Origin of the sequence: Massilia cavernae (assembly GCF_003590855.1) — a bacterium.
GTDB lineage: Bacteria > Pseudomonadota > Gammaproteobacteria > Burkholderiales > Burkholderiaceae_D > Telluria_A > Telluria_A cavernae.
Map to the genome: position 1 here is coordinate 66,139 of NZ_QYUP01000119.1, position 23,221 is coordinate 89,359.

Annotated in this window: 21 protein-coding genes and 1 pseudogene; 7 read left to right on the plus strand and 15 right to left on the minus strand. The window is 65.2% G+C overall.

Features of this window, described 5'->3' with window-relative positions; translation table 11 throughout:
- Positions 1-266: 266 nt before the first annotated feature.
- From D3872_RS14110 to D3872_RS14120, 3 genes and pseudogenes are all read right to left on the minus strand, one after another.
- A pseudogene (locus tag D3872_RS14110) lies at positions 267-3,267 on the minus strand (EAL domain-containing protein).
- 49 nt (positions 3,268-3,316) lie between these two features.
- Positions 3,317-4,510 (minus strand): acyl-CoA dehydrogenase, encoded by a 1,194-nt coding sequence (locus D3872_RS14115; RefSeq protein WP_119811370.1) that lies wholly within the window; start codon positions 4,508-4,510, stop codon positions 3,317-3,319.
- Between the two features lie 75 nt (positions 4,511-4,585).
- A complete protein-coding gene (locus D3872_RS14120) occupies positions 4,586-5,095 on the minus strand; it encodes a flavin reductase family protein (protein ID WP_119811371.1) in 510 nt (169 codons plus the stop codon).
- Between the two features lie 141 nt (positions 5,096-5,236).
- Here D3872_RS14120 and msrA point away from each other — a divergent pair, with 141 nt between their 5' ends.
- The gene (msrA, locus tag D3872_RS14125) at positions 5,237-5,779 is read left to right on the plus strand and encodes a peptide-methionine (S)-S-oxide reductase MsrA (RefSeq protein ID WP_119811372.1); all 543 of its coding nucleotides are present in this window, start codon (positions 5,237-5,239) and stop codon (positions 5,777-5,779) included.
- Positions 5,780-5,806: 27 nt separating this feature from the next.
- On the opposite strand, the gene D3872_RS14130 is transcribed toward msrA, so the two are convergent.
- Both D3872_RS14130 and pdxH read right to left on the minus strand, forming a co-directional pair.
- Entirely contained in the window at positions 5,807-7,015 is a 1,209-nt protein-coding gene (locus tag D3872_RS14130; protein WP_119811373.1) for a class I SAM-dependent methyltransferase, read from the minus strand.
- Positions 7,016-7,115: 100 nt separating this feature from the next.
- Positions 7,116-8,303, minus strand: a complete 1,188-nt coding sequence (pdxH, locus tag D3872_RS14135; protein WP_119811374.1) for a pyridoxamine 5'-phosphate oxidase — start codon at positions 8,301-8,303, stop codon at positions 7,116-7,118.
- A 75-nt stretch (positions 8,304-8,378) separates the two neighbouring features.
- On the opposite strand from pdxH, the gene tcdA reads away from it, so the two are divergent.
- From tcdA to cysK, 3 genes are read left to right on the plus strand one after another with little or no spacing between them, the layout of a single operon-like run.
- The gene (gene tcdA, locus D3872_RS14140) at positions 8,379-9,254 is read left to right on the plus strand and encodes a tRNA cyclic N6-threonylcarbamoyladenosine(37) synthase TcdA (protein ID WP_119811375.1); all 876 of its coding nucleotides are present in this window, start codon (positions 8,379-8,381) and stop codon (positions 9,252-9,254) included.
- 37 nt (positions 9,255-9,291) lie between these two features.
- Complete coding sequence (locus D3872_RS14145; protein ID WP_119811376.1) at positions 9,292-9,819, plus strand: FKBP-type peptidyl-prolyl cis-trans isomerase; 528 nt, start codon at positions 9,292-9,294, stop codon at positions 9,817-9,819.
- Between the two features lie 31 nt (positions 9,820-9,850).
- A complete protein-coding gene (gene cysK, locus D3872_RS14150) occupies positions 9,851-10,783 on the plus strand; it encodes a cysteine synthase A (protein ID WP_119811377.1) in 933 nt (310 codons plus the stop codon).
- A gap of 69 nt (positions 10,784-10,852) precedes the next feature.
- On the opposite strand, the gene D3872_RS27495 is transcribed toward cysK, so the two are convergent.
- The 6 genes from D3872_RS27495 to D3872_RS14180 form a co-directional block, all read right to left on the minus strand.
- The gene (locus D3872_RS27495) at positions 10,853-11,071 is read right to left on the minus strand and encodes a type II toxin-antitoxin system RelE/ParE family toxin (protein ID WP_220476940.1); all 219 of its coding nucleotides are present in this window, start codon (positions 11,069-11,071) and stop codon (positions 10,853-10,855) included.
- 63 nt (positions 11,072-11,134) lie between these two features.
- Positions 11,135-11,380: a type II toxin-antitoxin system ParD family antitoxin gene (locus D3872_RS14160; RefSeq protein ID WP_119811378.1), complete on the minus strand. Its 246-nt coding sequence runs from the start codon at positions 11,378-11,380 to the stop codon at positions 11,135-11,137.
- Positions 11,381-11,523: 143 nt separating this feature from the next.
- A complete protein-coding gene (locus D3872_RS14165; protein ID WP_119811379.1) occupies positions 11,524-12,465 on the minus strand; it encodes a cation diffusion facilitator family transporter in 942 nt (313 codons plus the stop codon).
- A gap of 2 nt (positions 12,466-12,467) precedes the next feature.
- Positions 12,468-12,980: a hypothetical protein gene (locus D3872_RS14170; RefSeq protein WP_119811380.1), complete on the minus strand. Its 513-nt coding sequence runs from the start codon at positions 12,978-12,980 to the stop codon at positions 12,468-12,470.
- A 6-nt stretch (positions 12,981-12,986) separates the two neighbouring features.
- Positions 12,987-13,715: a P-loop NTPase family protein gene (locus tag D3872_RS14175; RefSeq protein WP_119811381.1), complete on the minus strand. Its 729-nt coding sequence runs from the start codon at positions 13,713-13,715 to the stop codon at positions 12,987-12,989.
- A 403-nt stretch (positions 13,716-14,118) separates the two neighbouring features.
- Positions 14,119-14,601 carry a CinA family protein gene (locus D3872_RS14180; RefSeq protein WP_119811382.1) on the minus strand — a complete coding sequence of 161 codons (483 nt, stop codon included), beginning with the start codon at positions 14,599-14,601 and terminating at the stop codon, positions 14,119-14,121.
- Between the two features lie 328 nt (positions 14,602-14,929).
- Between D3872_RS14180 and D3872_RS14185 the strand changes: the two genes are divergently transcribed.
- From D3872_RS14185 to D3872_RS14195, 3 genes are read left to right on the plus strand one after another with little or no spacing between them, the layout of a single operon-like run.
- Positions 14,930-15,496, plus strand: a complete 567-nt coding sequence (locus D3872_RS14185) for a TOL_0243 family YfiR-like periplasmic protein (RefSeq protein WP_119811383.1) — start codon at positions 14,930-14,932, stop codon at positions 15,494-15,496.
- 5 nt (positions 15,497-15,501) lie between these two features.
- Positions 15,502-17,520 (plus strand): sensor histidine kinase, YfiR-like protein-associated, encoded by a 2,019-nt coding sequence (locus D3872_RS14190; protein WP_229459326.1) that lies wholly within the window; start codon positions 15,502-15,504, stop codon positions 17,518-17,520.
- Positions 17,517-20,123, plus strand: coding sequence for an EAL domain-containing protein (locus D3872_RS14195; protein ID WP_119811385.1), 2,607 nt, complete (start codon positions 17,517-17,519; stop codon positions 20,121-20,123). Before D3872_RS14190 ends, D3872_RS14195 begins: the two co-directional genes overlap by 4 nt.
- Here the strand turns inward: D3872_RS14195 and thiL are convergent.
- From thiL to D3872_RS14215, 4 genes are all read right to left on the minus strand, one after another.
- Positions 20,110-21,078 (minus strand): thiamine-phosphate kinase, encoded by a 969-nt coding sequence (gene thiL / locus D3872_RS14200; protein WP_119811479.1) that lies wholly within the window; start codon positions 21,076-21,078, stop codon positions 20,110-20,112. The genes D3872_RS14195 and thiL overlap by 14 nt on opposite strands.
- Before the next feature lie 145 nt (positions 21,079-21,223).
- Positions 21,224-22,372: an FAD-dependent oxidoreductase gene (locus D3872_RS14205; protein WP_119811386.1), complete on the minus strand. Its 1,149-nt coding sequence runs from the start codon at positions 22,370-22,372 to the stop codon at positions 21,224-21,226.
- Positions 22,372-22,536: a rubredoxin gene (locus D3872_RS14210; RefSeq protein WP_119811387.1), complete on the minus strand. Its 165-nt coding sequence runs from the start codon at positions 22,534-22,536 to the stop codon at positions 22,372-22,374. Before D3872_RS14210 ends, D3872_RS14205 begins: the two co-directional genes overlap by 1 nt.
- A 40-nt stretch (positions 22,537-22,576) precedes the next feature.
- Entirely contained in the window at positions 22,577-23,059 is a 483-nt protein-coding gene (locus D3872_RS14215; protein WP_119811389.1) for a rubrerythrin family protein, read from the minus strand.
- Positions 23,060-23,221: the final 162 nt, after the last annotated feature.

A 23,221-nucleotide genomic window follows, 5' to 3' on the forward strand; every position in this document is an offset into this window, starting at 1 on the left:
CAGAGGGCGAAACACAACAGCAGTAGGAACTTCCTGGCCACGTTGTCTCCCGGCGGACAGGGCGCATTTTTCCGGCAGCGCGGGGCGCCGGGAATGACGCGCGATGCGCGCCGCACCCATTATCCGTTCTACCATAAACATGCGGACGGGGCTGCAATGCAGACACCGGTGCCAGCGCAGTTTGGTCGAAAAAGACGTAAATAAATAAACCCGCCGCCGCATGTCGCGCTCGGTGGCGCCGTCCCCGATTTTGAGCACAAGGCTTCTTATTGGCAGCTTGCTTTCTCGACGCTTTCGATCATGCGCTCGAGTACGCCAACTTCCATCGGCCGCCCGAACAGGTAGCCCTGGCAGCATTCGCAGCCGATCTCGGCAAGGAAGGCGCGCTGCGGTTCGGTCTCGACTCCTTCGGCGATGATCCCGAGGCCGAGGGCTTTCGCCAGCGCCACGATGCTGCGCGCGATCGAGGCGTCGTTCGGGTCGGTCAGCACGTCGCGCACGAAGGAACGGTCGATCTTCAACTGGTCCAGCGGCAGCAGCTTCAGGTAACTGAGCGATGAGTAGCCGGTGCCGAAATCGTCCAGCGAAAGTCCGATGCCGTGGTCCTTTAGCTGCCGCATTTTTTCGATCGTGTCTTTGACGTTTTCGATCAGCAGGGTTTCGGTCAGCTCGAGCTTCAGCCGGTGCGCGTCGGCTCCGGTTTCCTCGACGATCGCCAGGGTCCCGGCCACGAAATCGGACTGCCGGAACTGGCGCGCGCTGACATTCACGGCAATCGTGAGGTGCGCCAGCCTTGGCACCAATGCCCACTCGGCCAGCTGGGCGCAGGCGCAGGACCCAGTTTCCAATCTGTACGATCAGCCCCGAGGCTTCGGCGATCGGGACGAAGACGGCCGGGCCGACGATGCCGCGCTTGACGTGGTTCCAGCGCAGCAGCGCTTCGGCGCCGGTGGTCTGGCCGCTGCCGTCAACCTGGGCCTGGTAATGCAGCATGAACTCTGACTTGTCGAGCGATTCGCGCAGTTCCATCTCGAGCGCGATGCGGTAGGTGACGTCCGATTCCATGTTGCGATGGAAGAAGCGCAGCGTATTGCGGCCGTCGCGCTTGGCTTCGTACATGGCCAGGTCGCCGCGTTTCATCAGGTCGTCGATGTCGGAATCCTGCGCGACCCGCAGCGCCGCTCCGACGCTGCAGGTGGTGTGGTGCGAGGTGCCGCCGATGACGTAGGGTTCACCCACGACACGGATGATTTTCCAGCCGATCGCGGCCGCATGCTCGGCTGCCTCGGCTTCGGTGGTGCCTATGCCTTCAAGCAGGATCACGAATTCGTCGCCGCCCAGCCGCGCCACCGTGTCGCCTTCGCGCGTGCAGCCGAGGATGCGCTGCGCTACCTGCTTCAGCAGCTGGTCGCCGATCTCGTGGCCGCGCGTGTCGTTCAGGTCCTTGAAGTTGTCGAGGTCGAGGAACAGCAGGGCCAGCGCCTGCTTGCCGCGGTTGTACACGGACAGGCAATGCTGCAGCCGTTCCAGCAGCAGCCTGCGGTTGGGCAGCCCGGTCAGCGGGTCGTAAAAGGCGAGCTGCATGATCTCGTCCTGCGCCAGCTTCTGCTGGGTGATGTCGGCCTGGGTGCAGACGTAGTTGGTGATTTTTCCCTCAGGATTGCGTACCGCGGTGACTGTCAGCCAGGCCGGATATTCCTTGCCGTTGCTGCGGTGGGTCCAGATTTCGCCCTGCCATTTGCCGCTCCGGTCCACGATGTCCCACATTGCTTCGCGGAAATCCGCTCCATGTCGTTCCAGCGACACCGGCAGCGGGTCCTTGCCGGCGAGTTCCTCCGCGGTGTATCCGGACATCGCCGTGAATGCGTCGTTCACGTTCAGGATCAGCCGGTCCGTGCCGGTGACAAACATGCCCTCCTGCGACTGGAACACCGTGGCGGCGATGCGCGTCGACTCTTCGGCGTTCTTGCGTTCCGAGATATCGGTCGAGATGCCACACAAGGCATAGATGCTGCCGTCCTGCCGGCACAAGGGAATCCTGGTGGACAAAAACGTTCGCGTGTCCGCTTCATAGTACGATGGGTCCTCCTCCACCGCTATCCGCCGGCCGTCCTCGATGACCTGCCTGTCGCGCGCCCGAAGGCTGGAGGCAGCCGCGGCGTCGAACATGTCGTAGTCGCTCTTCCCGATGATCTCGGCATCGGGTTTTCCAAAGTATTCGCGCGCCGCGCGGTTCACGTACCGATAGCGGTAATCCGCATCCTTGATATAAATGAGGCTGTCCACGCTGTCGAGGATGGTCGCCAGCCTTTGTTCGCTGTCGCGCAGCGCGCCTGTTTTCTGTTCCACCTGGCGCCGCAGCCAGAGTGCAAACGCTACCGCCACGACCATCAGGCTGACGATCGCAGCCGCGCTCCACCAGACATAGGCGGGGGTGCGCGTCAATACGCCTTGCCTTTGCCAGCGGCCCAGGATCTCGAAATAGACCGAGTCCGGGTCCTGCTGCCACACTTGGAGATGGCGGTCGATTGCCGCAAGTTCCGCGCCGTGTTGTTCCTTGCCGGCAGCATAAAACAAACGCTCGGGCCGAAATGCGATCGGTGTCTCGATCAGGCCATAACGCGTTGCGTAATAGTCGCCGGCATACTTGTCCGCAACCACAACGTCAGCCCTGCGCTGCTGGACCAGCGCGAATCTCTGTTCCACCGTCGGCGCCAGGACCGGCGTCGGATGCACGCCGAAGTTCAGCCCAAGTGCGGCGGCATAGCGTTCCTCGGTCGAGCCGCGTAGTATTGCAAGGCGTTTGCCGTCCAGGTCGCGGATCGATACCACAGCCACCTCCGGGTGCCGGTATACCTGCGACCAGCTGTGCAGCGCGGGCGTCGAGTGGAAATTGAGGATGCGCCTGCGTTCTTCAGACCAGCTGACGTGGGGCAGCAGGTCGATTTCTCCGTCCTGGAGTGCGCGCAAGCAGCGCTCCCATTCGCACGGCACGAAGACGAGCTTCCATTTTTCCGCTTTTGCCACCTCGCGCAGCACATCGACCATGATGCCGTCGGCCTCGCCGTCGGCGTTGAAGAACGCGATCGGGGCATTCGCAGGGGTGCCGACCTTCAGTTCTTGCGCCGGCGCCGCTGCGCTGCCGGCGAACGGGCAGAGCAGGGCGAAACAGAGCAGCAAGCGAGGCAGGCAAGCCACAGCTCCTCCAGGATCATGAAACCGCCGGCCCAGTGTACATTCACGGGCGCGGCGCAAGGCGCCGGACACAACAAAAAACCCGCCGAAGCGGGTTTTGGAAGGCGGCGGCGCAGGGTCGTCAGAACGCCGCGATGCCGGTCTGTGCGCGCCCCAGGATCAGCGCGTGGATGTCGTGCGTGCCTTCGTAGGTGTTGACCACCTCGAGGTTGACCATGTGGCGGATGATGCCGAACTCGTCCGAGATGCCGTTACCGCCCAGCATGTCGCGCGCGGTGCGGGCGATATCCAGCGACTTGCCGCAGGAGTTGCGCTTCATCATCGAGGTGATCTCGACGGCGGCAGTGCCCTCGTCCTTCATGCGGCCCAGGCGCAGGCAGCCCTGCAGGCCGAGGGTGATTTCGGTCTGCATGTCGGCCAGCTTTTTCTGCACCAGCTGGTTCGCGGCCAGCGGCTTGCCGAACTGCTTGCGGTCCAGCGTATACTGGCGCGCGGTGTGCCAGCAGTCTTCGGCCGCGCCCAGCGCGCCCCAGGCGATGCCGTAGCGTGCCGAGTTCAGGCAGGTGAACGGGCCTTTCAGGCCGCGCACGTCCGGGAAGGCGTTTTCTTCCGGGCAGAACACATTGTCCATGACGATTTCGCCGGTGACCGAGGCGCGCAGGCCGAACTTGCCGTGGATGGCAGGGGCGCTCAGGCCTTGCATGCCTTTTTCCAGCACGAAGCCGCGGATCGCGCCTTCATCGTCCTTGGCCCACACGACGAACACGTCGGCGACCGGCGAGTTGGTGATCCACATCTTGGAGCCGGTCAGCGCGTAGCCGCCGTCGACCTTGCGCGCGCGGGTGATCATCGAGCCGGGGTCGGAACCGTGGTTCGGCTCGGTCAGGCCGAAGCAGCCGATCCATTCGCCGGTGGCCAGCTTGGGCAGGTACTTCTGGCGCTGCGCCTCGGTGCCGAATTCGTAGATAGGCACCATCACCAGCGACGACTGCACGCTCATCATCGAGCGGTAGCCGGAGTCGATGCGCTCGACTTCGCGCGCGATCAGGCCGTATGCCACGTAGTTCAGGCCAGGGCCGCCGTACTGTTCCGGAATCGTCGGACCGAGCAGGCCCAACTCGCCCATTTCGCGGAAGATCGAGGTGTCCATGCGCTCGTGGCGGAAGGCTTCGAGAATGCGCGGCGCCAGCTTGTCCTTGCAATACGCGGCGGCGGCGTCGCGCACCATGCGCTCGTCGTCGGTCAGCTGCGCGTTCAGCAGCAGCGGGTCATCCCAGTGGAACTGTGCCTTGCGCGGCGTGTCGGATCGGTTCATGCTCGTTCCTGTCTCGTTATCGGATTATGGGTATCGGGCAGAGTTGTATAGACTGCTTTCGTGGGATCTGCGATTTTACCGCGTTTGCGTGCTTCCGAATTGCCCGCCATGAAAAATCAGCGATGGCTGCGGATGGGCGCCGCATTCCTCGACTTCGCCCACGAAGATGACGTGGTCGCCTTCCGGGTAGCGGCTGCGGTTGTGGCATTCGAACCACGCCGACGCGCCCGCCAGCACCGGCTGGCCGGTGCGCGACAGCTCGTAGTCGACGTCGGCGAACGGGTTGTCGCTGCGGCGCGAGAAGCGCTGCGCCAGGTGGGCCTGGCCGGCGCCCAGCACATTGATGACGTAGTGCGAGTTGCCGCTGAAGATGGGCATGCTGTTGGCGCCCGCGTGCAGGCTCCACAGCACCAGCGGCGGATCGAGCGAGACCGAATTGAACGAGCTGGCGGTCAGGCCGCGGAAACTGCCGTCGGCCAGCCGGGTCGTAATGACGGTAACGCCTGTGGCGAACTGGGACAGCGCGTGGCGGAATTGCGTTGCGTCGAAATCGCGTTCGGTGGCGCGGGGAGAGCTTGTGTTCATTGAATGCCTGTCTATTTATACCATTATGCCAAACTTCCGCCCTCCCGTATCCCTTGCCGCGGTCGCCCCGAATCCCGCTGCGTGCTCAGGCGCTTTGCGGTACAGTTATTGAAAACAAAACCGAAAGCAACGAGGTGTGAGATGACGAATCAAACGGCGACGGAAGTCGCGATCCTGGGCGGCGGCTGCTTCTGGTGCGTGGAGGCGGTCTACCTCGAGGTGCGCGGCGTTACCAGGGTCGAGTCGGGATACATGGGCGGGCAGGTCGACCACCCCACCTACGAGCAGGTCTGCGCGGGCGGCACCGGGCATGCGGAAGTGGTGCGGCTGGAGTTCGACCCGGCCGTCATCAGCTACCACGACCTGCTGGAAGTGTTTTTCACCATCCACGACCCGACCACGCTCAACCGCCAGGGAAACGACGTCGGCACCCAGTACCGCTCGGTGATCTTCACCACCTCGCCCGGGCAGGTCGCCACGGCGCACCGGGTCATCTGCGAGATGGCCAATGTGTGGGACGCACCCATCGTTACCGAAGTCAAGCCGCAGGCGACCTGGTACCGCGCCGAGGATTACCACCAGGATTATTTCCGCCAGCATCCGTTGCAGGGTTATTGCGCGTTCGTGGTGGCGCCGAAGGTGGTCAAGTTCAAGAAGACATTCGCGAACCGCTTAAAGGAATAAACCTGCAAACGCAGGGCCATACATGCCTCAGCACGGGTACATGTAGCGCCGCGACCAGGCATGCTCCTGCGCGCTGCTGCCCGCCTTGCCGCACACGATCTGGTACAGGCTGATCAGGTCATGCTCGAACGCATACTGGCACCCCGCCAGGTACACCTGCCAGATGCGGAAGCGCTTCGGGTCGGTCAGCAGCCGGATGCGGTCGGCATTCGCCTCGTAGTTTTCGGTCCACAGCGCGCAGGTACGCGCATAGTGGCGCCGCATGTTCTCGATGTCGCGCGCCTCCAGCCCGCCTTCCTGCATCGCCCTGAGCACCGTGCCCACGTGCGCCAGTTCCCCATGCGGAAACACATAACGGTTGATGAACTCACCCCCGCCATAGGGCGTGCCGCGGCTGTGTGCGTCGGTGGTGGTGATGCCGTGGTTCATCGCGACGCCGTCCGGCGCGAGCAGTTCGTGGATGGTGCCGAAATAAGCGGGCAGGTTGCGCAACCCAACGTGCTCGAACATGCCGACGCTGGTAATGCGGTCGAACCGGCCCCTTACGTCGCGGTAGTCCTGCAGCCGGATCTCCACCATGTTTTCCAGCCCGGCCTGCGCGACCCGCTCGCGCGCCAGCCGCGTCTGGTTTTCGGACAGGGTGATGCCGACACAGCGCGCGCCATAGCGCTCGGCCGCGCGGATCACCAGCGCGCCCCAGCCGCAGCCGATGTCGAGCAGGGTATGCCCCGGCTGTAGCCCGATCTTGGTCAGGATGTGGTCGATCTTTTTCTGCTGGGCGGTGGCCAGGTCCTCGTCGCCGTTTTCGAAGTAGGCGCAGGAATACACCATGGCCGGATCGAGCCAGGCGCCGTAGAACTCGTTGGAGACATCGTAGTGGTAGCGGATCGCCTCGGCGTCGCGCGCCCGCGTGTGGGGCAGGCTTTGCATGAAGCGCCCGAACAGCCCGCGCGGCCGCACCGATGCGGCTGCCAGCGCATTGACAACGGCGATCATGTCGGTGGCCGTGCCGCTCACTTCGATGGCGCCCTCGACATAGGCGCGCCCAAGGTTGTACAGCGAGGGCGACACCAGGTAGCGGATCGCGGAACGGTCGGGAACGCGGATGACGACGCGCGGCGGCCCGTCGGAGAAATCGAGGCGCTCGCCGTTCCACAGCTCCACGCGCAGCGGAATGCCCTTCAGCTTGCTCCGCACGCCTGTGCTCCAGGCGCTTAATCTGAGGTGGTTAAACACGCAAACCTCCGCTTCACTGGGCGCCGGCTGCTGCCTCCTCCCTTTGGTCCGCCGCCATGAAACGGCGGCGATGGCCGGGGCGGGTGCGGACTACCGTACCCTACGGTTGCAACCGCTGCCGTGTCCAGCTGCCATCCGGCTGGCGGGTGTACACGATGCGGTCATGAAAGCGTGAACGGCGTCCTTGCCAGAATTCCACACGTTCCGGCACCAGACGGAAGCCGCCCCAGTGTTCCGGGCGCGGCGGCGCGTCCCCATACTGCTGTGATACCTTATCGTACTGCTTTTCCATGTCCGCACGGTTGCCAATCGGCTCACTTTGGGCCGAGGCAATGGCTGACAGCCGGCTTTTCAGCGGGCGGCTGTGGAAGTACTGGTCGCTCTCGAGAGCGGAGGTGCGCTCCACCCTACCTTCGATGCGGATCTGGCGTTCAAGTTCGCTCCAGAAGAACAGCAGCGAGGCGTGCGGATTTTCCTCAAGCTGGCGCCCCTTCTGGCTGGCGTAATTCGTGTACCAGGTGAAACCGCGCTGGTCGAATTGCTTGACCAGCACGATGCGCGAGGTCGGCCTGCCGCGCTCGTCCACGGTCGACACGCCCATCGCATTCGGCTCATTGACTTCGGCCTTCAGCGCTTCCTCGAACCAGGCGCCGAACTGGGTGACCGGGTCGGCCGCCACCTCGTCTTCCGACAGGCTGTGCTGGCCGTAATCCTTGCGCAGGCTGGCCACCGCCTCGCCCGCCGATGGCGAGGCGGGGATGATGCCGCGCCGTTGCTGCATCGCGGTCCCGAGTTCTTCCATTTGCGCGGGGCTGAACAGGCGCTTGGCCATCGGCGCGATATGGCCTTCCTCGGTCTCCATGTGGGCCAGGTAGCTGTCGGCAAAGCCGCGCACGTCGGCCGCCGACAGCGTTGCCGCCTTGCCTTCGGAAATCGGCTTCAGCTGTTCGTGCAGGCGCTGCCACAGCGCATCCATCTTGTTGTGGTCTTCCAGGATGCCGGGCACCATCGCCGCCAGCCTGGCGGCGTCGTCGCCCTGCGCCACCGACTCCAGCATCGGGATCAGGTTTTCCTCCTCGTCCTCGTGGTGCAGGTGGGCTGCGTTGTCGAAGTAGCGGATCACGTTGACCGCGGCCTGCCGCGCCTGCTCGTCGGCGCCATGCGCCGGCAGGTGCTCCAGCAGCTTCTGCAGGGTCGCAAGCTGCTTGCGGATACGGTCGTGGCAATGCTTCAGCACGGCAATAGGCTGGTCGAAGCCGGGCGCGGCATCGGGAAGGGCGTTGGTCATGTTTTGCTTTCAATCGTATCGTTATGCTCTTATTTTAGAGCAGTGTGCGCGGCGGTGCCGGTTTACAATTGGGGGATGAATACCATCAACACCCACATTTTTTCGGATGAAAGCGCGGAGGTCGACCTCGAGCGCCGCTTCGGCGGCATCGCGCGGCTGTACGGCGCGCCGGCCCTGGCACGTTTTCGCGCCACCCACGTGTGCGTGATCGGCGTCGGCGGCGTCGGTTCCTGGATCGTCGAGGCGCTGGCGCGCAGCGCCATCGGCCAGCTCACCCTGATCGACCTCGACAACGTGGCCGAGTCGAATATCAACCGCCAGATCCAGGCCTTGTCCAGCACCATCGGCCAGGCCAAGATCGGTGCGCTGGCCGAGCGCATCGCCCTGATCAATCCTTCCTGCAAGGTCAACCTCGTCGAGGACTTCATCGAGCCGGGCAACCTGGACCAGATGATCGCCGGGCGCGGCTACGATTACGTGATCGACGCGATCGACAGCGTCAAGTCGAAGGCGGCCCTGATCGCATATTGCCGCGACCACGCACTTCCCCTGATCACCATCGGCAGCGCCGGCGGCCAGGTCGACCCGACCCGCATCGACATCCGCGACCTCAGCAAGACCGAGCAGGAGCCGCTGCTGAAGATGGTGCGCAAGCGCCTGCGCAGCCAGTACGGTTTCCCGCGCAGCCTGAAAACGAAGTTCAACGTCGACGCGGTATTCTCGATGGAACCGCTGACCTTCCCGGGCGAGGGCGATGCCTGCGACCTCGATGCGGGCCCGGCCGGCGTCACCGGGCTGAACTGCGCCGGCTTCGGTTCCAGCATGGTGGTGACGGCCACCTTCGGCATGGTCGCCGCCGGCCACCTGCTGCGCAAACTGGCGGCCGCGGCAAACGGCGAGCCGGCGCTGCCGAGCGAAGCTGTTCAGGCCGTTGCTGCCGCGCTATCATAATCACCAGCAATCCGATTTTTTCAAGGAAAGAGAACACATGATTCGTCGCTCCCTTTTGTTAGCCCTGCTGTGCGCCGCGAATGCGATGGCACAGGAGCAGCCAGTAACCGCCCAGCCTGCCACCGACCCGGCCGCCAGCGCCCAGCCTGCCCAGCCGGCGCAGGCTGCCGCACCGGTAGTCCAGCCAGCCCCGCCGGCAGTCCCGGCCGAGCCCGTGCTCGACCCGCTGGTCACCAAGGACACCAAGCTGGGCAAAGGCAAGGAAGCGCAGATCGGCAACAAGGTATTCGTCCACTACACCGGCTGGCTGTACAAGCCGATGGCGAAGCACCAGCGCGGCCGCAAGTTCGATTCGTCGGAAGGGCGCGGCCCGCTCGACTTCCAGCTGGGCGCAGGAAGGGTCATCAAGGGCTGGGAGCAGGGCATCCTGGGCATGAAAGTGGGCGGCAAGCGTACCCTGATCATTCCAAGCCACCTGGCCTACGGCAAGCGCGGCGCGGGCGACGGCATGATCCCGCCGGACGCCGACCTGACCTTCGACGTGGAACTGGTGGACGTCAAGTAAGTGAATCTTCTAACCGGACTGGAGGCACAGCATGAGAATTGCGAACGATGTCACTGAGTTAATCGGCAACACTCCCCTGGTCCGGATACGCAAGATGGCGCAAGACGCCGGTGCGCAACTGGTCGCCAAGCTGGAATTCCAGAATCCGGCGGCCAGCGTCAAGGACCGCATCGGGCTGGCCATGATCGAGGCGGCCGAAGCGGCCGGCCTGATCGGCCCGGACACCATCATCGTCGAGCCCACCAGCGGCAACACCGGCATCGCGCTGGCGATGGTGTGCGCGGCGCGCGGCTACCGCTGCAAGCTGGTGATGCCCGAAACCATGAGCGTCGAGCGGCGCACCCTGCTGCGCGCCTACGGGGCCGAGCTCATCCTCACGCCGGGCGCCGAAGGCATGATGGGCGCGATCCGCCGCGCCGAGGAACTGGTGGCGTCCCATCCCAGCCACTTCATGCCCCAGCAATTCAACAATGCCGCCAATCCGGAAGTCCACCGCCGCACCACGGCCGAGGAAATCTGGCGCGATACCGACGGCCAGGTCGACATCCTGGTGGCCGGCGTCGGCACCGGCGGCACCATCACCGGCGTGTCGGAAGTCATCAAGTCGCGCAAGCCGGGCTTCCGCGCCATCGCGGTGGAGCCGGAAGCCTCACCGATGCTGTCCAAAGGCACCAAAGGGCCGCACCCGATCCAGGGCATCGGCGCCGGTTTCGTGCCGGCGGTGCTGAACACCCATGCCTACGATGAAGTCATCACCGTCAAGAATGAGGACGCATTCGAAACCGCGCGGCTGGCGGCGCGCGCCGAAGGGCTGCTGGTCGGTATCTCGTCGGGAGCGGCGCTGTGGGCCGCGCTGCAGGTGGCGCATCGGCCCGAGAACGCCGGCAAGCTCATCGTGACCATCATCCCCTCGTTCGGCGAACGCTACCTGAGCACGGCGCTGTACGCCAACCTGGCCGGCTAGTTGTGAGATGCTGCCGGAGGTGTTCAAGAGCGAGAAGGATGCCCTGAAGATTTGGTTCTGGTCCTGCCATCACAGATGGCGTGGCGCGTCCATGCGTTCGTGCAGGACACGAACGATTGCTATGCCGTAAGGCATGATGCGAAAATAAATCACATGTCGTTCCACGCTTTTGCGACGGTAACCTGGTCGGATTTGGTCGCATTTCGGAGCGGTCTTGGGTGATAGCGCCAGCGCCGCGAAAGCTGCCGTCAGGATGTCGATATAGCGATTGGCCTGCTCGCGCCCCACCGCTGCACGGTATCAGTCCAGATAGCCTCAAGGTCGCGCTCGGTGGTGGGTGTAAGGCGATACTCAGCCATGCACCGCCAGCATTCGCTGCTTGAAGGCGGCAACATCGAAAGCCTTTGGCTCCCCGCTGGCCTCTCCTTCAATCAGTGCGGCCCGGATCGCCTCGATATCCGTCCTGCGCTCCTGCTCGCGTCGGATCAGGTCGCGGATGTATTCGCTGTCGTTGGTGTAGTGCCCAGCTTCAATCTGGGCCTTGATCCAGTCGTCCTGCTGGTCGGTGAGAGTAATTGTCTTGCGCACGGTTCCCATTGTGAAAGCTCCTGGTCAGGCACCAATAGTCATACTATTGAGGCATTATCGCGCAAAGCGACGCGCCTTGCGCGCATCAAGCCTCAGTTCGCGTCGATAAGATGCAGCTTGGCCGCGTCAAATGCAGGTCACTACAGCAAGTATTAGTGCCCGTGCAGGGCGCAGGCGTGGTCGGTGGTGCCATGTTCCATCTGCAGGGTGCAGTGGTGGATGGAAAATTCGGCCTTCAGCCTTGCGCTGATGTCGTCGAAGGCATGGTCGCCCGGATAGCCCGCCGGCATCACGACGTGGGCCGTCAGCGCGTTCTCGGTGGTGCTCATCGCCCAGATGTGCAGGTCGTGGATGCCGGTCACGCCCGGCTGCGATTGCAGGAAGGCGGCCACCTTGTCCGCATCGACATTGGCCGGCACGCCGGCCAGCACCAGGTTCAGCGATTCGCGCAGCAGGCCCCAAGTGCCTGCCACGATCAGCGCCACGATGGCGATACTGACGACCGGGTCGATCCAGGTCCAGCCGGTGGCCATGAGAGCCAGGCCCGACACCATCACGCCCAGCGAAATGGCCGCGTCCGCCGCCATGTGCTGGTAGGCGCCGCGGATGTTCAGGTCGTCCTTGCTGCCCTTCATGAACAGCCACGCCGACAGGCCGTTGATGGCCACGCCGATTGCCGCCACCACCGAGACCGTCATGCCCGCCACCGGGGCCGGGGCGGACAGGCGCTGCACCGCTTCCCAGGCGATGGCGCCGCAGGCAACCATCAGCAGCAAGGCATTGAGCAGCGCCGCCAGGATCGAGGTGCTGCGCAGGCCGTAGGTAAAGCGGCCGCTGGTGGCGGTGCGGGTCAGCATCGCCGCGCCCCAGGCCAGCACCAGGCCCAGCACGTCCGACAGGTTGTGGCCGGCGTCGGCCATCAGCGCGGTGGAGTTGGCGATGAAGCCGTAGGTGAATTCGATCGCGACGAAGACCGTGTTCAGGCCGATCGCCAGCGCGAAGGCGCGGTTGTTGCCGTCCGGTGAGATGTGGTGATGGTGGTGGCCATGTCCGTGGCCATGCCCGTGATCGTCGTGATCGTGGTCGTGTGCCATGGTCAGGGCTTCTGCATTTCGGCCTGGATCAGCCTGCGGCTTTTCTGGTCGAGTTTTTCGATGGCCTTCGCCATCTTGTCGCCGTCGGCAATCGCCTTCGCTTGTTCGGGCGTCAGTTCCTTCGCGATCGCCACCGGCGCCGGCACGGGGACAGGGCGGAAGAACAGCGCCTGGCCCAGCAGCACCAGCAGCGCGCCGAGCACGGCGGCGCCGCCGGCCACCATCATCATGCGTTTCTCGGCCGGCGACGGCGATGGCGCACCGCCGGCGGTTTGCTTCAGCAGCGCCGGCAATGGCCGGTCAGCGGCCGGCCGCGCGACATGGCCGCCGTCCTGCAGCGCCTCGACCTGGCCGGCCAGTTCGCGGGTGGCGTCGTCCAGCAGCGCCACGTGGCGCTCGACCGCCTCGGCCAGTACCGCTTCGTTGAGGGCGACCAGGGCGAACACCGGGTCGTCGACGTCGATCCGTACGCCGGTCTTTTCAAATACCAGGTTGCGCAGTTTTTGCTGGTCCATGGCGGCCTACCACTTCACCTTGTCGAGCTGTTCGAACAGGTCGCGGAAAATGACCTTGATGCGCTGCTTTTCCATCACGTTGAACTTGTCGCTGGCGCGCACTTCCCCGGCGGTCAGGCGCGCGGTGTTCATTTTCTTGAGGTCGGCGCCGAAGGTGTCGGCATTGCGCTGCGACAGCACCACCCGGCCGACCACGCGCCCGGCGTTGTCGGCATAGGTCTGCGATTCGGTGAACACCTTGCCGGCGGCCGACTGCAGCAGGCCGAAGTGTTCGTTTTCCCACAGTACCAGCGGCACCCTGGTCGACTTTGCGGTCGAGACGAAGCCGGTGGCGGTGTCGTGCAGGGTGTCGCCGCCGCCCACGATGACATGGATGTAGACCTTGCGGCCCGAGTCTTCCAGCAGCGCGAAGCAGTCGTTTTCCAGCAGGTAGGCCATCAGCGGCGAGAAGGTGTTCGCGCCGTTGTCGATCACGCAATTGCCTTCTTCCTCGAGGATGTCGATCATCAGCGCGTCGAAGCGCTTGGGGTCGATCATGCGGTTGTCGGTCATCACCGGCACGTGCTTCACGTTCATCGCCTTGTAGCGCGAGAAGGTGGGGTTTTCCTGGTCGGTGTCGTAGCAGCGCAACGGCGTCTCATCCTGGCCGGCGAGCCATTGCGCGAGGATGGTCGACACCAGGGTCTTGCCGATGCCGCCCTTGCCCTGGAGGATGAAGTGTACCGTGTCGTGCATCGAATTGCTCCAAAATCAATAATAAGCGCGCCGCAATCAGCGGCACTTGTCTTCGCTTGCCCGCCAGAACTATACAGCGGGTGGTGCCAGTATGCGAGCGTGCGTTGCGACGGGTCGACCGCCAGTTCCTGCTTCAGCCAGTCGAGCTGGGCCTGCGCGGCGTCGCCGCTGAGCTTGCTGTCGGGAGAGTACGCACGCCAGCTGCCGCGCCGGATGCGGTCATGGCCGGCCGCGCCGGTCATCAGGTATGCGTGCTTGCGGGGCGCCGGCCAGGTGCGCTCCTGGACGCGCCCCCACGTGGAATGGTAGCAAGCGCTGAACTCGGCGGGCGTGCCGCGTGGATAGGTGATGCCGCCCAGCAGCACGGCCGGGAAAGGCGTGGATGCAAGCCCGGCGGCGCCACTTATTCGATAAAGCGCAGCAGCCCCTGCAGCGCATGCACGATGGTCTGCTCGCGCACCGACTGGCGGTCGCCGTGGAACACCAGGCGCTCCGTGTAGGTATGTTCGCCGCGCGCCCAGCCGAAGCAGACGGTGCCGACAGGCTTGCCCGGCATGCCGCCGGTCGGGCCGGCGATGCCGGTGGTCGACAGCGCCACGTGGGCGTTGCTGTTGGCCAGCGCGCCGATCGCCATCGCGGCGGCGACTTCTTCGCTGACGGAGCCCATCTGGGCGATCAGCGCCGGCGGCACCTCCAGCAGCTCGGTCTTGGATGGGTTCGAATAGGCAACAAAGCCGCAGTCGAACCAGCTGGTCGAGCCGGCGATTTCTGTGACGGCCTGGGAAATGCCGCCGCCGGTGCACGACTCGGCGGTTACCAGCAACAGGTTTTTGGCTTGCAACGCCTGGCCGACACGGCCGGCCAAGTCGAGAATATCGTTCGTCACGGGTCGCTCCTTCAGTCGGAAATCGTTCGTTTCTACTTTACCATGGCGTTCAGCCGAATGGCCGACTGTTCAAACGAAAATTGCCGGGACGGACTTCGTAACATTGTGTCAGAATACTATCCAAAAATAACAAGCAGGCGTAGAGTGCTTTCCACACAGCCCGTTCTGACGAGCTGAGGCGTGCACCTTCGGCCCGCCCGCCGCTTGCTATCCAGTTTTGCTGTCGTGTTTGTCGACCGGACAAGCACGACTCGCCGCAATTTTTTGGAATACAGATTCATGCCGCCAGCTTTCCCGCCGTCCCCCGCCAACGCGCCCAAGGCCTCCAATGGATGACCTGCGCCGCCGCGGCGCGCTGCGGTTCGCAGCCGGCTGCCTGGCGCTGTGCCTGGTGGCGACGGCCGGCGCGGCGCGCGCCGAGAATCCGCTCGAACGCGAAGTCAAGGCCGCCTACCTGTACAAGTTCGGCAGCTTCGTCGAATGGCCCGAGTCCAGTTTCGCGCGTCCCGACAGCCCGCTGGAGATCGCGGTGGCCGGCGACGACGCGCTGGCCGACCAGCTGGCGCGCACCGTGGGCGGCCGCCAGGTCGGCGGGCGCCAGATCGCGGTGCGCAAGCTGCGCAGCGGCGAGGCGCCCGGCGCCGCCCACATCCTGTTCGTCAGCGGCCATGACCGTGCCGCCGCGGCCGAGATGCTGAAGTCGGTGCGCGGCCAGCCGGTGCTGACCGTGTCCGACACCGAAGAGTCGCTGGCGCTGGGCTGCATGGTGGCCTTCGTGGTCTCCGCCAACAAGATGCGCTTCCTGGTCGCACTCGGGCAGGTGGCGCCGAGCCGCCTGCGCATCAGCGCGCGCATGCTGGCCGCAGCCCTGCGCGTACAGCCGGGGGTCTCATGATCCCCATGCATTCGCTCAGGCAGAAGCTGGTGGCGGTGGTGATGGCGACCACGCTGACCGCCTTGCTGGTATCGGTCGGCGCGCTGATCGGCTACGACCTGCGCCAGTACCACCGCGCCCTGCTGGGCGACATGAGCACCCAGGCCGAGCTGCTCGGCCACATGACTTCCGCCGCGCTGACCTTCGACGACGCCCGCCTGGCCGGCGAGAACCTGGCGCTGCTGCGCCTGCGCCCGCTGGTGCGCGCCGGCGCCATCTACGACGCGCGCGGCAAGCTGTTCGCATCCTACGTGGCGCCCGGCGAGCCGTCCGAATTCCCGGCCGCGCCGATGGGCGACTCGGTCCAGGTCGCGGGCAACAAGCTGTACCAGTTCAGGCGCATCGTCGAAAACGGCGAGCTGCTTGGCACCGTCTACCTGCGCGCCGAATACGCGATGATGTCGCGGACCATCGACTACGCACTCATGGCGCTCTTGATCACCACCGTGGCGATGCTGCTGGCCTTCCTGCTGACGCGCCGCCTGGGCGGCATCGTCACCGCCCCGATCTTCGCGATCGCCGGCGTGGCGCGCGAAGTGGTCAGCACGCGCGACTATTCGCGCCGCGCCCCGCGCACCAGCGACGACGAAGCGGCCGAACTGGTCGACTCGTTCAACGCGATGCTGACCGAGATCGAGCAGCGCACCGGCGAACTGGAAAACTCCAACCGCGCCATCGCGCGCGAGGCGCAGGAACGCGCCAGCGCGCAGCAGGAAGTGATGCGCCTGAACGAGCAGCTGGAAGTGCGCGTGCACGAACGAACGCTGCAGCTCGAAACCGCCAACGCCGAACTCGAAGTGGCGATGGACGAAGCCAGGAAGGCCAACCACGCCAAGTCGGCTTTCCTGTCGGCGATGAGCCATGAACTGCGCACGCCGCTGAACGCGATCCTCGGCTTCGCCCAGATCCTGACTTCCGAAGCGCTGCCGTCGACGCTGGCGCAGAAGAAGGAATTCGCCGGCCACATCCTCAAGTCCGGGCGCCACCTGCTTACCCTGATCAACGAGATCCTCGACCTGGCCAAGGTCGAAGCGGGCGCGATGAACCTGTCGCTCGAGCCGGTGGCGCTGGGCGAGGTGCTGGGAGAATGCCGCGCCATGATCGAGCCGATCGCAACAGGGCGCGGCATCCGCATGCTGTTCCCGGAAGACTGCAAGGCGGTGGTGGCGGCCGACCGCACGCGCCTGAAGCAGGTACTGCTCAACCTGTTGTCGAACGCGGTCAAGTACAACCGCGCAGGCGGCGCCGTGATCCTCGACGTCAGCGTCGCCGCGCCAGGGCGCGCGCGCCTGTCGGTGCAGGACACCGGCCACGGCCTGAGCTCCGCGCAGCTCGATGCGCTGTTCCAGCCTTTCAACCGGCTTGGCCAGGAAAACAGCGGCGAGGAAGGCACCGGCATCGGCCTGGTGCTGACGCGCCGCCTGGTCGACCTGATGGGGGGCACCATCGGCGTGTCGAGCCGGGTAGGCGTCGGCAGCGTGTTCTGGATCGAACTGCCGCTGACCGAGCCGCATGCGATCACCATCGAAGGCGGCACCGCCGGCGAACTGGCCCGGTCGCGCCTCGGCAACGGCGGCGGCCACACCTTGCTGTACGTGGAGGACAATCCGGCCAACCTGAAACTGGTGGAAGAAATCGTGCGCTTCCGCCCCGAACTGCGGCTGCTGTCGGCGCATGACGGCCACATGGGCATCGAGATGGCGCGCGCGCACCTGCCCGACCTGATCCTGATGGACCTGAACCTGCCGTGCATCAGCGGCACCGACGCCCTCAAGACCCTGCGCAGCGATCCGCGCACTTCGCACATCCCGGTGATCGCGCTGACCGCCAACGCCATGCCGCGCGACGTCGAGCGCGGCCTGGCCAGCGGCTTCTTCCGCTACCTGACCAAGCCGATCAACATCGACGAATTCACCGAGGCGATCAACAGCACGCTGGCCCGGATCGACGCCCGCCGCACGGCACAAACCGAGGTGCAGATATGATCGCGACCGCGGATATCCTGGGCGCGCGCATCCTGGTCGTCGACGACCAGGTGGTCAACGTCCAGTTGCTCGACTACATGCTGACCGGCTCCGGCTACCGCAACGTCAGCGCTACCCGCGACCCGCGCCAGGTGGCGCCGCTGCATGCGCGGCATCGCTACGACCTGATTATCCTTGACCTGAACATGCCCGGCATGACCGGCTTCGAGGTGATGGAAGAACTCAAGCCGCTGGAAAACGGCGCCTGGCTGCCGGTCCTGGTGGTGACCGCCGACCCCGAAATGAAAGTGGCGGCGCTGGAAGCGGGCGCGCGCGACTTCGTCGGCAAGCCGTTCGACACCGTCGAGGTGCTTACCCGCATCCGCAACCTGCTCGAAGTGCGCCTGCTGCACCGCGAATCGACCGGCAACGGCGCCATGCTGGAACAGACCGTGCGCGAACGCACCGCCGAACTGCAACGCTTTCGCAGCGCGATGGATGCCACCTCGGATGCGATCTTCCTGATCGACGCCGCCAGCAAGGAGCTGGTCGACGTCAGCGACGGCGCCTGCCGCATGCTGGGTTACACCCGCACCGAACTGCTGCAACTGAGCCCGTCCGAGTTCGGGCTCGCCAGCCACGCCCAGCTCGAAGCCCATGCCGACCCGGCGCGCGGCAAGGGCCACCGTTCCGAGCTGGTGGAAACCGAACTGACCGGCAGCGACATGCTCACCCTGCCGACCGAAGTGCGCTGGCAGCTGGAGACGGCCGACGGCCGCCACATCCTGATCGCGGTGGCGCGCGACATCACCGAACGGATCCTCGCGCAGCAGCGCCTGAAGCACCTGGCCAGCTACGACAGCCTGACCGGCCTGCCGAACCGCATGCTGTTCTACCAGACCCTGCACGACACGATCGAAATGGCGCGTGAAAAGGAAGGCCGGGTGGCGGTGCTGTCGATCGGGCTTGACCGCTTCAAGATCGTCAACGATTCGATGGGCGCGGCCCATGGCGACGAGCTGCTGCGCCAGTTCAGCAACCGGCTGGTGCAGTGCCTGCACACGCGCGACACGCTGGGCCGCCTGGGTGGCGACGAGTTCGCGCTCATCTTGCCGTCGCGCGACCAGGATGACGCAGTCCACGTCGCCAACGAAGTGCGCGAAGCGCTGCGCGCGCCGTTCGAGCTCGACGAACAGCAGCCGCTGCTGACAGCCAGCATCGGCATTGCGATGTACCCGGACGACGCCACCGACCCGCAAACCCTGATCAAGTACGCCGACACCGCGATGGGACGCGCCAAGGCCGCCGGCCGCGACGGCTACCGCTTCTTCACGGCCGGCATGAACGTCCAGGTGCTGGCCCGCCTCGACCTGGAGCTGGCGCTGCGGCGTGCGCTCGAGAACGACGAGTTCGAGCTGTACTACCAGCCCAAGTTGAACGTCAACACCGGCCGCATCACCGGGGTGGAAGCGCTGCTGCGCTGGCACCGCCCCAGCTACGGCATGGTGTTCCCGGCCGAATTCGTGCCGGTGCTGGAAGAGACAGGACTGATCGTGCGCGTCGGCGCATGGATCATCGACGCCGCCTGCTCGCAGATAGCGGCATGGCTGGCTGGCGGCTTCGGCGAGGTGCGGATCGCGGTCAACGTGTCGAGCCGCCAGTTCGTCGAAGGCGACCTCGAAATGGAAATCTGCGCTGCGCTGGCGCGCCACAAGGTCGACGCGTCGCTGCTGGAGCTGGAGCTGACCGAGAGCGCGCTGATGACCAACGCCGAACACACCAGCGAAGTGCTGACGCGCCTGCGCGAACTCGGCATCCGCATCTCGATCGACGATTTCGGCACCGGCTATTCGAGCCTGGCCTATTTGAAGCGCTTCCCGATCGACAAGCTGAAGATCGACATCGCCTTCGTGCGCGACATCACCACCAACCCTGACGACGCCGCCATCGCGCTGGCCATCATCAGCATGGCGCACAGCATGCACATGCAGGTGATCGCGGAAGGCGTCGAAAGCCGCGCCCAGCTGATGTACCTGCGCCGCCACCGCTGCGACCAGGTGCAGGGCTTCCACGTCAGCCGCGCCCTGACGGCCAGGCAGATGGGCGACCTGGTGACGGCCAACCGCAGGGCGCCCGATGCCGATGCGCAGGCCGCCAGCGACACCGAGCACCCGACCATGCTGATCGTCGACGAGGACATCAACGTGCTGGCGTCGCTGCACCGCCTGTTCAGGCGCGACAACTACAAGATTCTGACGGCGGTGTCGCCGGCCGAAGGCTTCGAGCTGCTGGCGCAGCACCAGGTGCAGGTGATCCTGTGCGACCAGCGCATGCCGTTCATGAGCGGCACCGAATTCCTGAGCCGGGTGAAGGAGATGTATCCGGACACGGTGCGCATCATCCTGTCGGCCAACACCGGAGTGAGGGCGGTGATCGACTCGATCAACAGCGGCGCGGTCTACCGTTTCTACACCAAGCCGTGGGACGACACCCAGCTGCGCGACAACATCCGACTGGCCTTCCACCACTACTGGCTGGTCAACGGCGCCAAGGACGACCCGCGCCGCGGCCACTTCGTCACGCAGGACGAGGAAGCCGAAGGGCTGCGGGTCAGCCGCCGCTGAAGTGGTCGAATCCGACCAGCGCTAGCGCCAGCGGTTTGCCGGCTGCGTCGATGTAGCGCAGGCCCGGCTCGGCGTCGATCGTTCCGACCCGCGTCACCATTGTCTGGGCCTGCTGCGCGGCGGCGAGTACCGCTTCGCGGTGGGCCGCCGGCGCGGTGAAGCACAATTCGTAATCGTCGCCGCCCGCCGCGCAGAAGCGGCGGCGCAGTTCGGTCGGCATCGTCGCCAGCACCGGGCCGGCCGGCAGCGCATCGGCGTTCAGCGTCGCGCCCACGTTCGACGCGGCCAGGATGTGTCCGAGGTCGCCCGCAAGTCCATCCGAAATATCGATTGCCGCACGCGCCACCGGCGCGGCGGACAGCGCGCGTCCCAGCTCCACGCGCGGCGAGGGCATGTGCATGCGCAGGCTCGACGTTTGCTGGTTCGCTTCGTCCAGCGGGTGCTCGCCGAGGTAGCCGGCCAGCGCCAGCCGGGCGTCGCCGATGGTGCCCGAGATCCAGATGTCGTCGCCGGCCTGGGCGGCATCGCGGCGCAGGGCGTGGCCGGGCGCCACTTCGCCGAACACGGTAATGCAGACGTTCAGCGGGCCCTTGGTGGTGTCGCCGCCTATCAGTTCGCAGTCGTGGGCATCGGCCAGCGCGAACAGGCCGTGCGCGAAATGGCCGAGCCAGGCGGGATCGGCGGCGGGCAGGGACAGCGCCAGCGTGAAGGCACGCGGCGTGGCGCCCATGGCGGCGAGGTCGGACAGGTTCACGGCCAGCGATTTGTGGCCGAGCATGCGCGCATCGGCGCCGGCGAAAAAGTGGCGGCCCTCGACCAGCATGTCGGTCGAGATGGCCAGCTGGGTGCCGGGCGATGGCGCGAGCAGCGCGCAGTCGTCGCCGATGCCGAGCACGGCGTGGCCGGGACGCTGGCGCTGGAAGTATTGTTTGATCAGGGAGAATTCGGAGAGCATGGTGGGATTGTACCGCTCCCGATACACGAAGGGCATGATCATGGACGTAGGGCGGATAAGCGCTAGCGCATCCGCCGTTCTTCGCGTCGACGAGACGCTAAAAGCGGCGGATGCGCTGCGCTTATCCGCCCTACTGGTATGACGTTCAGGCCACCAGTTCGGCCAATAGCTTCTGGCGCACCGCCGGCACCGGCGCCGACAATCCGAATCCGCGAACCGCTCCATCGGCATCCACAAACCGCGCCACCGTGCGTTCCTCCGTCACTTCATGCACCCACTCGCCCTCGGTTCCAACAGGCGGCGGCGCCAGCGCCAAACGGTAGCTCGGCGTCTTGACGATCACCGCATCCGTCTTCAGCTCGATGGCGACCGGCGTTCCGGCCAGCGTACTCGCAATCGCCCGCGCCGCGGCCAGCATCGGCGCCACATACGGCAGAACTCCCGCCTCCGCAAACTCGGCGCAATCGCCCAGCGCATACACGTCCTCGCAGCTGGTCCGGCCATACTGGTCGACCACGATGCCGCGCCGCGTGAGCAGCTGCGCCGACTGCGCCAGCGCAATCGATGGCCGCAAACCGACCGCCGACAGCACTACGTCCGCTTCCACCGCGCGCCCGTCGGCCAAGGTCACCTGCAGCGCCGCGCCGGAGCGCGAAACGCTGGCAGCGGTGGTGCCAAGCGCCAGCAAAACCGGCTTCCCTTGCCACGCCTGCGCCAGTCCTTCGGACAGGCCGGGCGCCGCCAGTGCGGCCAGCGGCCTTGGGTTCGGATCCACCAGAGTCACCTGGTGGCCCGCCGCCGAGAGGTCGTCGGCAAACTCGCAGCCGATCAGCCCCGCGCCCAGGATCGCGACACGCGCCTTGCCGTCGATGGCGGCCAGGCGTTCGCGCATCGCCGCATAGTCCGCGATATGATTGACCGACAGGACTGCATCGGCCGCGTCGCCCGCCAGCGGCAGGCGGATCGGGTTGGCGCCAAGCGCGAGCACCAGCTTCGAATACGCAAGGCTTCCGCGGTCGGTGACCACCGTACGCTCCGCGGTGTCGATCGCCAGCACCGTGGTGTGCGCCTGTATTTCGGCGCCCAGCTGGGCGGCCATCTGTTCGGCGCTGCCGGAAACCAGCTGCGCGGCTCCCTTGCCGAGTGCGAAGGCGTTCGACAGCATCGGCTTGGCGTAGGCGGCGCCCGAGTCGCCGGTAACGATGGTCAGCGGGGTTGCCTTGTCCAGCTTGCGGAATTCGCGCGCCAGCCCGTAGGCCGCCATGCCGGCGCCGATGATGACGATGGGCGCCATCAGATTTCGACCATCTCGAAGTCCGCCTTGGCCACGCCGCAGTCCGGGCACTCCCAGTCTTCCGGGATGTCGGACCAGCGGGTGCCGGCCGCGATGCCTTCGTCCGGCATGCCGACGCCTTCGTCGTAGATGAAGCCGCAAACGATGCACTGGTAAGTTTTCATGGTGTTCCTTTATTTGGTAGTCGTCGGGTTTGTACAGGGCTCAGGCGGCTGCGTTCAGCTTGTCCAGCGCGGCCTTGTAATGGTTGGCATGGCGCTCTTCGACCTTGGCCAGCGCGGCGAAGCGCTTGGCCGCCATCTCGAGGGTACGCTTGAACTGTTCGGCGTGTTCCTTCGATTCGGCGATCTGCTCGTCGTACTCCGCCACCGCCGCCGCATTCCCTTCTTCCAGCGCCAGGTGGCGGAACTTCGGGTACATCTCGGTGTATTCGTAGGTCTCGCCCTCGATCGCGATTTCGAGCGCCAGCGCCGGGGTGATCTTGTCCTTCGGGTAGAGCAGGTCGAGGTGGCCGAAGGCGTGGGCGACTTCCTGGTCGGCGGTCGCTTCGAAGGCTTCCGCCACGTCGATCGCACCGGCCGCACGCGCCAGCCTGGCGAAATAGCGGTATTTGATATGGGCCATCGATTCGCCGGCGAAGGCGGCTTCCAGGTTTTCAATCGTCACGGATTTGGTCTGTTCGGTCATGGTGCTGCTCCTGTGTGAGGTGGTATGAGAAGCATCATAGCTATATTTAATGGATTCGTAAAATTGATAGTTTTCATTGATGCGATAGGTTTTTCCTTATCAGGGCTTCGTAAAAATACGTACTTGCCAAAAGTGTCGGTCTGCTAAAATCGATAATCCCCC

Excerpts from the sequence above, each read along its gene's own strand:
- D3872_RS14160 (WP_119811378.1), bottom strand. The coding sequence starts at position 11,380 with ATGGGAACCGTGCGCAAGACAATTACTCTCACCGACCAGCAGGACGAC.
- D3872_RS14215 (WP_119811389.1), bottom strand. The coding sequence starts at position 23,059 with ATGACCGAACAGACCAAATCCGTGACGATTGAAAACCTGGAAGCCGCC.
- thiL (WP_119811479.1), bottom strand. The coding sequence starts at position 21,078 with ATGCTCTCCGAATTCTCCCTGATCAAACAATACTTCCAGCGCCAGCGT.
- D3872_RS14165 (WP_119811379.1), bottom strand. The coding sequence starts at position 12,465 with ATGGCACACGACCACGATCACGACGATCACGGGCATGGCCACGGACAT.
- tcdA (WP_119811375.1), top strand. The coding sequence starts at position 8,379 with ATGAATACCATCAACACCCACATTTTTTCGGATGAAAGCGCGGAGGTC.
- cysK (WP_119811377.1), top strand. The coding sequence starts at position 9,851 with ATGAGAATTGCGAACGATGTCACTGAGTTAATCGGCAACACTCCCCTG.
- D3872_RS14190 (WP_229459326.1), top strand. The coding sequence starts at position 15,502 with ATGCATTCGCTCAGGCAGAAGCTGGTGGCGGTGGTGATGGCGACCACG.
- D3872_RS14205 (WP_119811386.1), bottom strand. The coding sequence starts at position 22,372 with ATGGCGCCCATCGTCATCATCGGCGCCGGCATGGCGGCCTACGGGCTG.
- pdxH (WP_119811374.1), bottom strand. The coding sequence starts at position 8,303 with ATGACCAACGCCCTTCCCGATGCCGCGCCCGGCTTCGACCAGCCTATT.
- D3872_RS14120 (WP_119811371.1), bottom strand. The coding sequence starts at position 5,095 with ATGAACACAAGCTCTCCCCGCGCCACCGAACGCGATTTCGACGCAACG.
- msrA (WP_119811372.1), top strand. The coding sequence starts at position 5,237 with ATGACGAATCAAACGGCGACGGAAGTCGCGATCCTGGGCGGCGGCTGC.
- D3872_RS14175 (WP_119811381.1), bottom strand. The coding sequence starts at position 13,715 with ATGCACGACACGGTACACTTCATCCTCCAGGGCAAGGGCGGCATCGGC.
- D3872_RS14185 (WP_119811383.1), top strand. The coding sequence starts at position 14,930 with ATGGATGACCTGCGCCGCCGCGGCGCGCTGCGGTTCGCAGCCGGCTGC.
- D3872_RS14115 (WP_119811370.1), bottom strand. The coding sequence starts at position 4,510 with ATGAACCGATCCGACACGCCGCGCAAGGCACAGTTCCACTGGGATGAC.
- D3872_RS14145 (WP_119811376.1), top strand. The coding sequence starts at position 9,292 with ATGATTCGTCGCTCCCTTTTGTTAGCCCTGCTGTGCGCCGCGAATGCG.
- D3872_RS14210 (WP_119811387.1), bottom strand. The coding sequence starts at position 22,536 with ATGAAAACTTACCAGTGCATCGTTTGCGGCTTCATCTACGACGAAGGC.
- D3872_RS14170 (WP_119811380.1), bottom strand. The coding sequence starts at position 12,980 with ATGGACCAGCAAAAACTGCGCAACCTGGTATTTGAAAAGACCGGCGTA.
- D3872_RS14195 (WP_119811385.1), top strand. The coding sequence starts at position 17,517 with ATGATCGCGACCGCGGATATCCTGGGCGCGCGCATCCTGGTCGTCGAC.